This is a genomic window from Corynebacterium sp. (genome assembly GCF_012838985.1).
GTDB lineage: Bacteria > Actinomycetota > Actinomycetes > Mycobacteriales > Mycobacteriaceae > Corynebacterium.
In genome coordinates this window covers 1-14,365 of sequence record NZ_DUOE01000033.1, presented here as the reverse complement: position 1 = coordinate 14,365, position 14,365 = coordinate 1, and the positions used below count along the sequence as shown (strand labels likewise).

The window sequence follows — 14,365 nt, the reverse complement described above, 5'->3', positions numbered from 1 at the left end:
GAGGCGGGCACGCTCCGCGAGCTCCTGCTCCTCGGTTTCCGCACCCGGCAGGTCCGCCAGGGCCTGCGCCTGCCGTTCACTCACCCGGTCGAAACGGTCGACGTGCCCCGCCAGCTCGGCGTTCTCGGCGGCGGCGGCCTCGTGGTCGGCCTCCGCACGCTCGAAGGTGGCGCGGGCCTCCTTCAGTTCACGGCTCTCCTGCCCGCGGGCGGTGAAGTAGCGTTCATACTCCTTCTCCACGGCCGCGCTCAGCGCCGTGTCCTCCGTGCCCGAGGCGTCGCTGTCGTCCACACCGTCGAGGGCCTTCGTCACCGAGGAGATGCCGACGGCGGAGATCCCGTCCCCGAGGTCGTCCTGCCGCAGGAAGAGGGTCTCCAGCAGGGTGCGGTCCATGTGGCGGGAGAGGATCTCGTCGAGCTTGTCCTCGGCCTCGCGACCGGTGTAGTTGTCCCGCCGCGGGGCGGTGATGTGCAGCTCCGCCTTGGGCGCGCGGAGCCAGTTCTTGCGGATGGTGAAGGTCACCGGGCCGACCGTGGCGTGCAGCGTCACGGTCGGTGAGTCGTCGCGGCCCGCCGGCTGCCAGGCCTTGACCTCCCGCTTCTTCGCGGTGTGCCGCTCGTTGAGCACCCCGTCGAGGGCGTCGAGGATGGTCGACTTGCCCTGCTCGTTGTCACCGTGGATGACGATGACGCCGGTCTCCGGCAGGTCACGCAGTTCGAGCTTCTCGACACCGCGGAAGTTCTCCAGGGTCAGGGAGTGGATACGCATGGACTAGTCCTCCTTGGCCAGGCGGAAGAAGAGGTTGACGGCGTCGCGGGCGGTGGGGTCGTCACCGGCGGCGTCGACAAGCTCACGCAGCGCTCCGGCGGCGAAGCCGGTCACCCCCAGTGACGCCAGTTCCTCGGGGCCGGGTTCCAGGTGCAGGTCGGTGAGGCGTTCCCGCTCGTGGAGCGCCGCGAACACGGGACGGCGGGCCTCCAGCCCCTCCTCGAGGAGCCGGGTGGCGGTCATCGTGAGGGTGCCGCGCAGGCCGTACTTGATGGCGGTGCGGTCCTTGTGCGGGTAGGCGTCGAGGGCGGCGAGGAACTCTGCGACATCCTCCTCGCCCATGAGCTCCCGGTCGACGGCCTCGAAGGTCCACTCGCCGACGGGCACCTCCGTCACCTCAGCCGCCCCCTTGCTCACGGTGACCACCAGCGCCTTACCCGAGTTGGTCTCCCCGCCACCGACGGTGGCGTGGTCCCGGAAGTCCGTCACCTCGGGGGACCCGGAGAACCACACCCGTCCACTCGTGCCCACGGGCTGCGCGGAGTGGGTGTCGCCGAGGGCGAGGTAGTCGATGGTGCCGTCCGCCAGACGGGACTCGACGTAGGCGAGGTCGATGAGGTCGGGGCGGGCCTCATTCGTCCGCGCCTCAGCCTGCCCGTGCCCCACCATGATGCGCAGGGCGTCGGTCGGCTCAAGCCCCTCCAGGGCCCGGCGGACCAGGTCGGTGGCGGCGGTCCGCGCCAGCAGCGGCGCCCCCACCAGCTCCACGCCCGGCGCGACCTCCACCACCTCCGAGTCACCGAGGAGGTGGACCCCGTCGACGTCGATGAGGCGGAACACCGAGTCCGCGACCAGCGGATCATGGTTGCCGGGCAGCAGGTGGACCGGCACCGGCAGGGCACGCAGCGCCTCGAGCGCGCGGCCCATCGTCTGCGCGGATAGGGAGTTCGAGTCGAAGACGTCGCCGGCGATGACGATGAAGGCCGCGCCATGTTCGAGCGCGACCTCGCCGAGGCGGTGGAGGGTGGCGAGGCGGGCAGCGTCGAAACGCGCCTGCGCCTCCCCCTCCAGGAACCAGCGCGACATACCGAGCTGCAGGTCAGAGGTGTGGAGGAAGGTGACGGAATGGGGAGCCGAGGTCATGACTCACTGTCTAGCACGCCACCCCGACACAAGTGGTCGTACAGGTCTTCGATGTCCGAGACCGCGCGCAGCTGATCGACGTTCGTGTACGAGATCGCGCGCATCGCCTTGTGCAGGAGATCGAGGTCGGAGTCGTCGAGCGCGGGGGCCGTGCGCGGCTCCGGCAGGGCCGGCAGCTCCCGCCCGGACCAGAACAGCTCGGGGTTCTCCTCCGCCTCCCGGGACACGTCCCTGGCCTGCGCCATCACGGCCTGCTCCAGGGAGGTCAGGTCCATGCCGCGGAGGGTGAACAGGGCCAGCGGATCGGCGTCGACCTTGGCGGCCAGCTTCTCCAGCACCGCCACCGCGTGCTTGCAGATCGCGTACGGGTCGGGGCAGTCGCAGCGCACGCGGATGTCGTTGACGTCCTCCGCCAGGAGGGTGCCCAGGACCGTCGGGGTGATCTCCCCGCGACGGGCGCCCTGCATGCCGTTGGGGGTGCGCGCCAGCTCGGCGGCGACGGCGGCGAGGTCGTCGGTGGAGCGGTAGGGCAGCTGGATGAGCACGGTGAACGGCTCGTTCTGGGAACCGGCGACCTGCGCGTGGGCGCTGCCGTTGCGCAGGTCCAGGCTGATGACGTGCCCCGCGCGGGCGTAGTCCCGGCCCCGGGTCATGCGTCCGCGGTCGGCGCGCGAGGTGGCGACCTCGAGCAGCAGCTCCGCCGCCGGAGCCAGGGCGGGACGGCGTTCGACGCGCTGGTCGTGGGTCTGCTCGGGGGTGTCCACCCGCACCCGGCGCCCGAAGTTGGCGTAGATGACGTTGTCGTCCTTCGGTGTGGCCATCTAGGCGTCCCTCCCGCGGTAACTCATGAGCTGGGCCAGCTGCTCCGGGCCGAGCTCCGTGATCCAGCCCTCCCCCTCGCCGATGACGGCTCCGGCGAGCTCGGTCTTGCCGTCGAGGATGTCCTGGATGGATTCCTCCAGCGTACCGGCGGTGATCATCTTGTACACCGCCACGTCACGCTGCTGGCCGATGCGGAAGGCACGGTCGGTGGCCTGGTTCTCCACGGCCGGGTTCCACCAGCGGTCCATGTGCACGACCATGCTGGCGGCGGTGAGGTTGAGGCCCGTGCCACCGGCCTTGAGGGAGAGGAGCATGGCCCGCGGCCCGTCCTCCGCCTGGAACTCGGCGACCATCTGGTCACGCCTCGTCTTGGTCACTCCGCCGTGGAGGAAGGGCACCACCTCGCCCAGCCGCTCGGAGAGGTACGGGGCGAGGATGTCGCCGAAGGCCTTGTACTGGGTGAAGATGAGCATGCGCTGGTCGGTCTCGATGGCCTCGTCGAGAAGCCTCATGAGCTCCTCGACCTTGCCGGAGCGGTGGCGGCCACGGACGGTGACGGGCGAGCCGTCGCCGAGGTACTGCGCGGGGTGGTTGCAGATCTGCTTGATGCGCGTGATGGTCGCCAGCACAAGGCCGCGACGGGCCATGCCCTGCCGCTGCTCGAGGCGGGCCTGCACGTCCTCGACGAGCGCCGTGTACAGGGCCGCCTGCTCGGTGGACATCTCGACGGTGATGATCTCCTCGTTCTTCTCCGGCAGGTCGTCGATGATCGCGGGGTCCGTCTTGAGGCGCCGCAGGATGAACGGGGCGGTGAGCAGGCGGAGACGCTCGGTCATCTGCTCGTCGTGCTCCCGCTCGATGGCCTTGGCGAAGTGGTTGCGGAAGAAGCTCGCGGAGCCGAGCACGCCCGGGTTGCAGAAATCGAGGATGGACCGCATCTCAGACAGACGGTTCTCCACCGGTGTGCCGGTCAGCGCGACGCGGTGGCGGCTCGGCAGGGAGCGCACCGCCCGGGAGGCGCGGGTGGTGGAGTTCTTGATCGCCTGCGCCTCATCGAGGACGACGCGGTCCCAGGGCTGCTCGCCCATCTCGGCGAAATCGCGCCCCACCACGCCGTAGCTCGTGATGACCAGGTCCGACTCCGCCACCCGCTCGGTCAGCTCCTCACCGTGGTAGCGGTCCGGCCCGTGGTGGACCATGACCCGCAGGGAGGGCACGAAGCGGGCGGCCTCCTTCGCCCAGTTGCCCACCACCGACGTCGGCGCGACGACCAGGGTGGGCCCGGCCGCCTCCCCGCGGTCGATCTCGATGGCCAGCAGGGAGAGCAGCTGGAGCGTCTTGCCCAGGCCCATGTCGTCGGCGAGCACCGCGCCGAGGTTGTTGCGGGACATCCAGTACAGCCAGTCGACGCCGCGCCGCTGGTACTCGCGCAGTTCCGCGTCGACGGTGTCGGGGAGCGCGATGCGTTCCGGGGCCTGCGTGGTCAGCGCGCCCGGGCCGCCGAGCAGCGCCGTGTGCCAGGTGGAACCGGTGAACTCGACCGGGTCCTCGACCATGGACTCCAGGGCCAGCTGCCGCAGCTCCGCGATGCTCACCTCGCCGAAGCCGTCGTGGCCGGCGTGCTCCGCGTTGAACTCCTCGCGGCGGCGTTCCACGTCGGCGACGAGCGCCTCCCAGCCCGGCTGCTCGAGCGTGCGGGCCCGTTCCGCCAGGGCGGCGGCCTTCTCCAGCTCCTTGCGACGCCGCTTCCGGGACGTCTCGGCGAGCTCCTCCATGTAGGTGGTGATCTTGTTCAGCGCCGACTGGTCCGCCATGACCCACTCGCCGCGCAGCTTGATCAGGCCCGACTTGGAGCGGACGAGCTGGTCCATCTCCTCGTCCGTCAGCTCGACGTCGCCGACGGACAGCCGCCAGTTGTACTCGACGAGCTTGTCCAGGCCGAAGTGCTTCTGGGTGGCGCCGACGGCGGTGTCGGTGACCTCCCGTGTCTCCAGGCGCGCCTTCGTCTCATAGGCTGACCACGCCTTGGGCAGCATGACGGTGAAGCCCGCCGCCTGCAGCCGGGGCACGGCGACGGCGATGAAGTCGACGATCTCCGCGGTGGACAGGTACACGTCCCAGTCGCCGTTGCGTTCCTCGTGCCGTTCCGGCCCGCGGGTCCGCAGGGCGGGGTCCAGGTGGTCGGCGATGTTGATGGCGCGACGCTGCGCGAGACGGAGCTTCTCGACGCTCGACCGGTCCAGCTCCTCCGCCCGGATCGGCACCGGCGCATCCGTCCCCGAGCGCACCTGCACCCGGACCGGCCAGGTCGCGTCCTCCGGGTCGCCGACGGTCTCGGAGAGCTCGTCCTCCCGCGGGGGCTCCTCGACGATGAACACCATCTGGAGGTCGATCGCCGTGATCGAGTCCTTCCAGTCGTTCATCGCCCGCAGCAGCCCCGGCCCGCCGCGGCGCAGCGGGGTGGAGTTCATCAGAGAGTCCGCGAAATCGTGCCAGGGGTACGGGCGGGTGCTCGTCGCCAGGTCCTCCAGCAGGTCCGCCGCGATCCAGTGGACGAGGTGGTCGGCGATCTCCTCGATCGCCTTGTTGTTGGCTGTGAGGATGCCCGGCGCGGCGGCGATCATCTCCGCCAGCCAGCCCCGCTCCCCCAGCCCGGAGGCCAGCTGCCAGTGCGGCCACCACTGACCGTCCTCGAAGACCAGCTTGGGCACCACGCGGCCGGCCTGCACGAAACGGGTGAGCCCGGCGTTCATCTGGATGAGCCACATGAGGTCCGGGGCGATGGCCGCACGCTGCGCCTTCGTCGCCGCCGCCCCGGGATGGAGCAGGAAGGAGAGCTGGCTGAGCACACTGACGGCGTGCTCGGGGGCGTAGGCGGAGGTGGGGATCCGCAGCTCCACCTTCCGGCCTCGCGGGGTGCGCAGCTCGACCTGGAGGCGGTGGCGGTACGAGCGGTCGTCGAGAAGCGAACGGGCCGCCGGAGGGAACAGTTCCGGGGGCACGGAGGACGGCAGGACGACGCGGTGGCCCTCCACCTGTTCGATCCACAGGTGCAGCCCGGAAGGCATCCACAGACCGTGCAGGAGGAAAGAAGGCATAAAGACCTTTCTACCACCCATAGGGCGATCGTTACGGTTTTGTTAGAGACAGGCTCCACGCAGGTCATTCCATGCACATTCCAATAATATGATCTAGGTCACAGTATTCTGGTGCCCATGCGGTTGGGAACACCCTCCCGGCCTCGTTACGTTCGATGCATCCCACAAAATGGAAAGGAACGACGATGACCGAGACAACGTGGTTCATCATCGCCATCATCCTGTACATGGCTCTGATGTTGGCGATCGGCTACTGGAGCTTTACCAAGACAGACAAATACGACGACTACGTCCTCGCGGACCGTAAACTCAACCCCTTCGTGGCGGCGATGTCCGCCGGAGCCTCCGACATGTCCGGCTGGCTCCTCATGGGACTGCCCGGCGCACTGTTCGTCACCGGCATGAGTGAACTGTGGATCGCCGTCGGACTGCTCGTCGGCGCCTGGGCCAACTGGATGTGGGTCGCACCCCGCCTGCGCGCCTACTCCGAGATCGCCAACAACTCGATCACCCTGCCGAGCTTCTTCGAGAACCGCGTGCACGACAAGTCCCGTGCCCTGCGCATCGTCGCCTCGCTCATCATCATCTTCTTCTTCACCTTCTACGTGTCCTCCGGCATGGTCTCCGGCGGCCGCTACTTCGAGGCCACCTTCGGCGGCGAGTACCTCAACGGCATGCTCATCGTCGCGGCCGTCACCGTCGCCTACACCTTCATCGGCGGCTTCCTGGCCGTGTCCTACACCGACGCCGTCCAGGGCATGATCATGTTCGTCTCGCTCATCATCGTCCCCGTCATGGCGCTCATCGCCCTGGACAACCCGTCCGACATCTGGACCTGGGCCGCCTCCAACGACTACGGCCCCTACACCGACGGCGTGGGCAACCCGACCTACTTCAACATGATCGCCGGCGTCTCCGCCGCCGCCATCATCGGCAACCTCGCCTGGGGCCTGGGCTACTTCGGCCAGCCCCACATCGTCGTCCGCTTCATGGCGCTGTCCTCCCCCGCCCAGGCCAAGACCGGCCGCTGGATCGGCATCGGCTGGATGCTGCTGTGCATCATCGGCGCCACCTTCACCGCCATGATCGGCACCGTCTTCTTCTCCCAGAACCCGGACATCGCCGTCACCGACAGCTTCGCCTTCGAGACGATCTTCCTCGACATGGGCCGCATCCTCTTCCACCCGCTCATCGCGGGCCTGGTCCTCACCGCCGTGCTGGCCGCCATCATGTCCACCATGTCCTCGCAGCTGCTCGTCGTCTCCTCCTCTCTCATCGAGGACCTGTACAAGATCATCGCCAAGCGCCTGCCCAGCGAGGGCGTGCTCATCAACCTCTCCCGTACCGCCGTCGTGGTCGTCGCCATCATCGGCGCGGTCCTGGCCATCAACCCCTCCGACACCATCCTCGGACTCGTCGGCTTCGCCTGGGCCGGCTTCGGCGCCGCCTTCGGTCCGCTCATGCTGGCCTCCATGTACTGGAAGCGTCTCAACACCGCCGGTGCACTGGCCGGCATGATCACCGGTGCCGTCGTGGTGTTCGTCTGGGGCAACTTCTACGGCGACATCATCTACGAGATAGTCCCGGGCTTCATCGCCGCCACCATCGTCCTGATCGTCGTCTCCCTGGTCACCTCCCCGCCGCCGGCGCAGGTCCAGCGTGAGTTCGAGCAGGCCGCGAAGCTCAACACCGTGTTCCAGGAGGACTCGGACATCGACATCGAGGCCGCCGCCGCGCAGGTGAAGAAGGAGTAGCCCGCCGCCGCTGTCTCAACCTGTCGAACATGTCCGCGGGAACCGCCTCTGAAGGGGGTGTCTCCGGCACAGATCCGACAGGTTGAGACCCCCCACGGGAACCTTCCGGGCCTCACACCAGTCCAATACCGGTGTGAGGCCCTTCCGTATATATCTGCTCCTGCTGTCCCTGGCGACGCTGCTCGCCGCAGCTGGCTCCCTCCCCCGTCCCCCGCTCACCGAACCCGGGCTCCCCGACCTCGCGACCGTCCTCCCCCACGTCACCGAACTGCCGCAGCGTCCCCGCGTCCTGGGATACGAACGCTCGGCATTCGGCCCCGGATGGGCCCGCGCCGACGGCTGCACCGTCCGTGAGGCGATGCTCCTCGACGCCGGCGCCACCCTCCGGGACTGCCGCGTCACCGCCGGGCTCGCACGGGACCCCTTCACCGGTGAGGAGCTGGATCTCCGCGAGGGAGTCGAGATCGACCACCTCCTGCCGCTGTCCGCTGCCTGGGACCTGGGTGCCCACCGCTGGAGTGACAGGAAGAGACGTGCCTTCGCCAACGACCCGCTCAACCTGGTGGTCACCTCCCGGGCCGCGAACCAGCGGAAATCCGACCTGCTGCCCGCCTCCTGGCAGCCGGCCGACCGGCGTGCACGGTGCTGGTACGCACGCCGTCTGGCGGTGGTCGCCGCCACCTATGAGCTCCCCCTCCCGGCCACCGACATCACCGCCATGACGCGGGCCTGCCGAATGGACGGGGTCACGCGCCACTGGTTAGGGTGGTCCGTGGATCTTTGACCGGTCGATCCCGACCTAACCCCCGAAAGGCCTGCTCACAAGCATGACCACGATTCTCATTGCCCTGCACATCCTGGCCGCCGTGCTCTTCCTCGGCCCCGTCACCGTCGCCGTCTCCAGCTTCCACACCCAGGCCCTCAAGGCCAAGGCCGGAGACACCCGCGCGGCCGGCACCGCCACGATCCTGCACAAGCTCACCAGCACCTACGGCATGCTCGCCGCCATCGTGCCGCTCCTCGGTGTGGCCATCATGATGACCGACGGCGCCTACTGGAAGCAGGGGCAGTTCCACGCCGCGATCGGCCTCGCCGTCATCGCCTGGATCATCCTCCTTCTGCTCATCATCCCGCGTCAGAAGAAGATGATGGGCTCCCTCGGCCTGCTCGACCCGGCCGACCACTCCCCGGAGACCGACCTCCTCGCCGAGGACCAGTGGGCCAAGACCAAGTCCCAGCTGTCCATGTTCGGCGGCATCTTCTCCCTGCTCTGGGTCGTCATGTTCGTCCTCATGTTCGTCTAGGACCCTCAGACCACAGATACGGCAGGCCCCGCTCCGGCGGGGCCTGCGGCGATTCAGGGGGTTCCCCGCAGGATCGCCTCCAGGTCGGCGGCCGCCCGGTAGACGGGCCCCCAGCGGATACCCTCCGGCGCCACGTCCGCCAGGAAGAAGTCCGCGCCCTCATCCGTCAGAGGCTCCTCCTCCAGGCCCAGCCGGTAGGCGGCGATGAGCAGCGCCAGTTCGTCCTCCTCCACGGAGAGACGGTCCACCGTCAAGGCACGCACCAACCGGGTGAGAGCGACATACATGATGCTGTCCTCCCGGGACACCAGCACCGGAACATGCTTCACCCCGTCCTCGTCGCACCACGGGGAGAGGTCATCAGACTCCGTCGGTGTCAGGATGATCCCGTGCCGTGTGACGTTCCCCAGCAGTGACAGCTCGTAGTCACTGACCAGCCCATGCAGGCTCTGCAGCTCCGGGTGGTCATCGACCGGCACATAGTGGTCGACCACCGGCTCCTCCTGACTGTCGGCCTCCAGCGCCCGGGACAGGTCCATGATCTCCACGTCATCGGCCGACAGGAACACCGCCTCCGACCCATACGTCCACAGGGGACGGGCGCCGGCGCGCGCTCCACGGCCACGGCTCTCCCACTCCTCCTCGGTGCGCAGCTCAATGTCCAGGACACGCGACCGCAAGCCGTCGTCGAAGGCCAGGTCCTCACCCCAGCGTTGCCACAGCTGGTAACCGAAGGTGAGTGCCTCCCCGACACTGAAACGCGGATTCCTGACGACGAAGTCCCGCAGCCAGCACGCGGCCGCATTCTCCTGGTCGACTGGTGTGTCCCACATGAATTCATCCACGCGATCCCACAGGTCCTCCTCGGTGACGTCCTCGGATTCCTCGAGCTCCTCGGCGAGATCCACCTCCGCAGGCTCCTCCGTCTCCCCGGTGTGACCGAGCAGCAGATCCTCCATCATCTGCGCCATCGCGTAGACCAGCGGCCACCGGATCACCGTCGGTTCCTCGCCGGGGCCCTCGACGACATAGCGGTGGGTGTCCGTGTCCGCCCAGGTGTTGCCCACACGGAGGCGGCGCTGCACGATCTCCACCGCGAGACCACGCTCCAGAGGGATCGCGGGCACGACATCACTCAGCTCACCCCCGGGGGTCAGGAAGAGGAACATCACCCTGGCCGACGCGAGTTCAGTGAGGTAGCGCAGCAGAAGCGTCATGATGTCGATGTCATCCAGGGTGCTGTTGATGAGCACCCGGGTCCCGTCCCGCTCCGGTGAGTATGTCTCCAGGTCCACCTCGATCCAGGACGGTCTCTTCTCCGCACACTCAATCCAGTCGAGGCGCACATCCCAGTGCCGCAGGTGGGCGAGCATGGTCACCTCGCGTTCGCTGAGCACCTTCCTGAAGTGGCGGTGGTCATGGGTCTCCGGCAGCGCCGGCTCCAGCTCCGGGTTCGTGATGGTGCAGGGGGTGTCCTCATCGACGGTGACGGTGTCATAGAGGAGGTGATACTCCCTCGACTGCCCGTCCTCCCCCGGCAGCAGCAGCGGGATCGCATCGGGGTCGACCACGCAGCCCCGGGCCGCCCACTCCTCCAGAGTGCCGGGCGTCGGGTCCTTCATCCAGGGTGCCTCACCGTGCCGGAGCAGAGTCTCCAGGCCATTGCGCTGGAGCCACTGCCAGCCGAGGAGCAGCGCCTCGTCGAGAGGAAAACGGGTGTGGGAGCAGGCGAAGTCGAGCAGCCAGCGTTCCGCGACACTCCGGGTACGGGCATGCGCGATGAGGCGGAGGCCGTCAGTGACCGTGGTGAGATTCCAGGGGAGGTTCCGGGCGTGATGGTGATTCATCCGCCCAGTCCATCACCCCGCCCCGACACCGGTCCGCGGATGTTCGAACAGAGAAACTACGACGGGAATCCCCGCAGCAGGTCCTCCACCCGGGCGGCCGAGTGATAGACCACTCCCCAGCGGATGAGTCCCGGGACCGTCTCCTTCCGGGAGAGGGCCTGCTCCACCAGCGGGGAGGGCTCACCGGTGTCGAGGTCGAGGCGGCGTGCCGCCAGGTGGGCGACGAGCGCCGACTCCCATTCTGTGGCCGCCCAGAAACGCAGGCCGACGATCGGTGCGGTGTTCAGGACCCCGAGTTCCCAGGCGAGCACCCAGTTGGCGAGGTGCTCGATGATGCCGTGCATCGGGTTGACGCCCTCCTGCACCGTGACGGGCAGGCGGTAGGGCGGGTTGAGACGGTTGAGGGGGGCCTCGGTCCCGCTGTCCCCGGGGTCGACGATCACGGGGATCATGTCGCCGCGCCACAGGTTCCGCAGCATCTCCTTCTCCCGCGGAGTGACCAGGCCGTCAAATTCCTCGAGGGCGGGAGCGTCGTGCGGTGCCAGCCGGACCGGCAGGGTGCGGTCGCGCTCCTCGTCGGCGGAGGACTGCAGGGCGGCGAGGCGGTTGGCCACGAGGGCGTCGTCACGCAGGAGGTAGTAGACCTCCTGCCCGTGGGTGCCCGGGGCGACGAGCAGCACCGCCTGGGGGTTCGGGACCCACCCCCGTACAGACCACTCCTCCACGGAGCGGATGTCCATGGTGCCGGCCCAGCTGGAGCGGGACTCATCCCCCGCGATGGTGGACCCCCAGCGCCGGAAGAGCTGCCAGCCGAGTGCCAGCGCCGTCGGCACGGAGAAACGGCCGTTGGAGGCCACGAACTCCAGCATCCACCGCTCCGCGGCCTCGCCGTCGGTGTCGGTCTTCCGCATCGCCAGTTCACGGCCCACCACACCGAACGGGTCAGAGACCAGGCCCGGTACGTCATCGACCGCGGGCCGCGGCTTCGGCAGCACCTGCAGTTCGGGCTTGTCCGCGCCGCAGAGGAGATCCTCCATGACACCGATCGTCTCCACGATGCACCCCCAGTCCACGTCATCGGGCACCGGGAACTCCGAGAGATTCTCGATGAAACGGAACGCATAGACATTGGCGTGGTGGTTGCCGAACCCGAGACGACGCCCCACCACCCAGCTCACGATGCCCACTTCCAGGTCGGAGACGTGCGCCTCGCCGTTGCCGCACAGCTGCTTGCCCGCGCGACGCCCCTGGGTCCAGGCCAGCAGCAGCTGGGCGGTGAGCGCCAGGGCGAGTCCCACGACCTCCACTCCCTCGGCGTCCGGATGGATCATGATGCAGTAGCAGGCGTCCTCCGCACGCATCCCGGGTGTCGGGCGACAGGACGGGCCCGTCTTCATCGCCTCGATCCACCCCAGGGGACCACGCTCCGGCGCGGGGGCCTCCACCGGGACATCCGCCCAGCACAGGTGCACACCCACCTTCCACAGATGACTGAAGGCGTGCCGCTCCCTCCTGCCCATGTGCAGGGCGAACTCCGCCAGGTCGGACGCGCCCTCCACCGGGGGCGCCGGCTCCCGGTGGACCTCGTGGTCGACGGTGCCGACGAGATCCTCGCGGACCAGGTCGACGTCGAAAAGCAGGAACAGTTCCACCTGCCGACCGTCATCCCCCGTGACCAGCAGAGGGCGCGCGTCACGCGGGACGCGGTAGCCGTCCGACTCCCACTCCGCGCGGGTGGCCGGCAACGGCCGGGTGATCCAGTCCTCGTCGGCGCTCTCCCGCATGATGTCGACCCCCCAGCGCGACCCCACCTGAGACGCCATCTCCGCAGCCTGCAGGGCCGTGAAGCGGGGATTCGCCGCCAGGAAACGCACGAACCAGCGCTGGGCGAGTCCCCGGTCCTCGGGCAGTCTGATCAACCGCAGCTGAGCATTGAGCGCATCGTACTGGTTCACAGGTTCTCCTCCGGCATTGTCTTAACACCATCCCACCACACACCTGTGACACGGTGCACCTTCCCCTGAAAACGAGAACACCCCCGCTCTCCCGGAGATCCGGGGAACGGGGGTGTCGTCATGTGGGGGCTAGTCGCGCCAGCCACCGCGGCCACCGCGGTCATCGCGGTCACGTCCACCACGGAAACCACCACGGTCATCGCGGTCACGCCAACCACCGCGGCCACCGCCACGGCCACCACGGTCATCGCGGTCACGTCCACCACGGTAACCACCGCGGCCACCACGATCGTCACCGTCGCGGTCACGCCAACCACCGCGGCCACCGCCGCGGCCCTCGCGTGCCGGCGGACGACCGGTGTCCTTCTCGATGTTGATGAGCTGACCGGAGATACGGGTGTCGGACAGACGGTCCAGGACACCCTGATCCATGTTCTTCGGCAGCTCGACCAGGGTGTGGTCGAGCGCGATGGTGATGCGGCCGAAGTCCTTGTTGGTCAGGCCACCCTCGTTGGCCAGGGCACCGACGATGGCGCCCGGGCGCACGTGCTGACGCTTGCCGACGGCCAGACGGTAGGTGGTGAAGTCACCGTCACGCTCGAAGCGCGAGCCACGGTCACGGCGATCATCGCGGCGATCATCACGGTCGAAACGTCCGCCACGGCGGTCGTCGCGGTCGAAACGCTCGCGGCGGCGCTCCGGCGGAGCCTCCTTCATGAGGAAGTCCTCGCCGGCCTGGGCCTGGGAGGCCAGAGCAGCGGCGATGTCCTCCATCGGGATGTCCTTCTCCTCGGAGTAGCGCTTGACCAGCGTGCGGAACACGTCGATCTGCTTCGACTCGAGGGAGGCGGTGATGGAGTCGGCGAACTTCTCCTTGCGGGACTCGTTGACCTCGTCGACGGTCGGCAGTTCCATCTCCTCGAGCGGCGCGTTGGTGGCGCGCTCGATGGAGCGGAGCATGCGGCGCTCGCGCGGGGTGACGAAGAGGATCGCCTCACCGGTACGACCTGCACGGCCGGTACGGCCGATGCGGTGGACGTAGGACTCGGTGTCGTTCGGGATGTCGTAGTTCAGCACGTGGCTGATGCGGTCGACGTCCAGGCCACGGGCCGCGACATCGGTGGCCACCAGGATGTCCAGGCGGCCGTCCTTGAGCTGGTCGACGGTGCGCTCACGCTGTGCCTGGGCGATGTCACCGTTGATGGCGGCGGCGGAGAACCCGCGGGCACGCAGCTTCTCGGCGACCTCCTCCGTCTCGTGGCGGGTGCGCACGAAGACGATCATGGCCTCGAACTCGGTGACCTCGAGGATGCGGGTGATCGCGTCGAGCTTGTTGCGGTGCGCCGTGAAGAGGAAGCGCTGGGTGATGTTGGTGTTCGTCCGCGTCTCGGACTTCACCGTGATCTCGTGCGGGTCGTTCAGGTACTGCTTCGAGATGCGGCGGATGCCGTTGGGCATCGTCGCGGAGAACAGTGCGACCTGCTTCTCACCCGGGGTGTCCTCGAGGATGCGCTCAACATCCTCCTGGAAGCCCATGTTGAGCATCTCGTCGGCCTCATCGAGGACGAGGAAACGCAGACGGGAGATGTCGAGGGAGCCCTTCTCCAGGTGGTCGATGACACGACCCGGGGTGCCCACGATGATCTGCGCGCCACGACGCAGGCCGGACAGCTG

10 protein-coding genes are annotated in these 14,365 nt (G+C 68.3%); 3 read left to right on the top strand and 7 right to left on the bottom strand.

The window, feature by feature from the left end:
• The 4 genes from GXZ33_RS01560 to GXZ33_RS01545 all read right to left on the bottom strand — a co-directional run.
• The coding region (locus GXZ33_RS01560) for an AAA family ATPase (RefSeq protein WP_291339109.1) at positions 1 to 768 on the bottom strand (768 nt) is incomplete at its 3' end.
• A 3-nt stretch (positions 769 to 771) separates the two neighbouring features.
• Positions 772 to 1,911 carry an exonuclease SbcCD subunit D gene (locus GXZ33_RS01555; RefSeq protein ID WP_291339108.1) on the bottom strand — a complete coding sequence of 380 codons (1,140 nt, stop codon included), beginning with the start codon at positions 1,909 to 1,911 and terminating at the stop codon, positions 772 to 774.
• Positions 1,908 to 2,732, bottom strand: a complete 825-nt coding sequence (locus GXZ33_RS01550; RefSeq protein ID WP_291339107.1) for a hypothetical protein — start codon at positions 2,730 to 2,732, stop codon at positions 1,908 to 1,910. The genes GXZ33_RS01555 and GXZ33_RS01550 overlap by 4 nt, the downstream gene beginning before the upstream one ends.
• Positions 2,733 to 5,831, bottom strand: coding sequence for a DEAD/DEAH box helicase (locus tag GXZ33_RS01545; protein ID WP_291339106.1), 3,099 nt, complete (start codon positions 5,829 to 5,831; stop codon positions 2,733 to 2,735).
• Positions 5,832 to 6,016: 185 nt separating this feature from the next.
• Between GXZ33_RS01545 and putP the strand changes: the two genes are divergently transcribed.
• From putP to GXZ33_RS01530, 3 genes are all read left to right on the top strand, one after another.
• Entirely contained in the window at positions 6,017 to 7,585 is a 1,569-nt protein-coding gene (gene putP, locus GXZ33_RS01540) for a sodium/proline symporter PutP (protein ID WP_291339105.1), read from the top strand.
• 133 nt (positions 7,586 to 7,718) lie between these two features.
• Positions 7,719 to 8,369, top strand: coding sequence for an HNH endonuclease family protein (locus GXZ33_RS01535; protein ID WP_291339104.1), 651 nt, complete (start codon positions 7,719 to 7,721; stop codon positions 8,367 to 8,369).
• Between the two features lie 43 nt (positions 8,370 to 8,412).
• On the top strand, positions 8,413 to 8,889 hold the full coding sequence (locus GXZ33_RS01530) for a DUF2269 domain-containing protein (protein ID WP_291339103.1): 477 nt from the start codon (positions 8,413 to 8,415) through the stop codon (positions 8,887 to 8,889).
• Between the two features lie 53 nt (positions 8,890 to 8,942).
• Here the strand turns inward: GXZ33_RS01530 and GXZ33_RS01525 are convergent, their stop codons facing one another.
• The 3 genes from GXZ33_RS01525 to GXZ33_RS01515 form a co-directional block, all read right to left on the bottom strand.
• The gene (locus tag GXZ33_RS01525) at positions 8,943 to 10,736 is read right to left on the bottom strand and encodes a hypothetical protein (RefSeq protein ID WP_291339102.1); all 1,794 of its coding nucleotides are present in this window, start codon (positions 10,734 to 10,736) and stop codon (positions 8,943 to 8,945) included.
• Between the two features lie 56 nt (positions 10,737 to 10,792).
• Positions 10,793 to 12,691, bottom strand: coding sequence for a hypothetical protein (locus GXZ33_RS01520; RefSeq protein ID WP_291339101.1), 1,899 nt, complete (start codon positions 12,689 to 12,691; stop codon positions 10,793 to 10,795).
• Positions 12,692 to 12,820: 129 nt separating this feature from the next.
• Positions 12,821 to 14,365: helicase-related protein (locus GXZ33_RS01515; protein WP_291339100.1), on the bottom strand; the 1,545-nt coding region annotated here is incomplete at its 5' end.

Coding starts and splice junctions, on each gene's coding strand:
- GXZ33_RS01525 (WP_291339102.1), bottom strand. CDS start 10,736: ATGAATCACCATCACGCCCGGAACCTCCCCTGGAATCTCACCACGGTC.
- putP (WP_291339105.1), top strand. CDS start 6,017: ATGACCGAGACAACGTGGTTCATCATCGCCATCATCCTGTACATGGCT.
- GXZ33_RS01545 (WP_291339106.1), bottom strand. CDS start 5,831: ATGCCTTCTTTCCTCCTGCACGGTCTGTGGATGCCTTCCGGGCTGCAC.
- GXZ33_RS01550 (WP_291339107.1), bottom strand. CDS start 2,732: ATGGCCACACCGAAGGACGACAACGTCATCTACGCCAACTTCGGGCGC.
- GXZ33_RS01555 (WP_291339108.1), bottom strand. CDS start 1,911: ATGACCTCGGCTCCCCATTCCGTCACCTTCCTCCACACCTCTGACCTG.
- GXZ33_RS01530 (WP_291339103.1), top strand. CDS start 8,413: ATGACCACGATTCTCATTGCCCTGCACATCCTGGCCGCCGTGCTCTTC.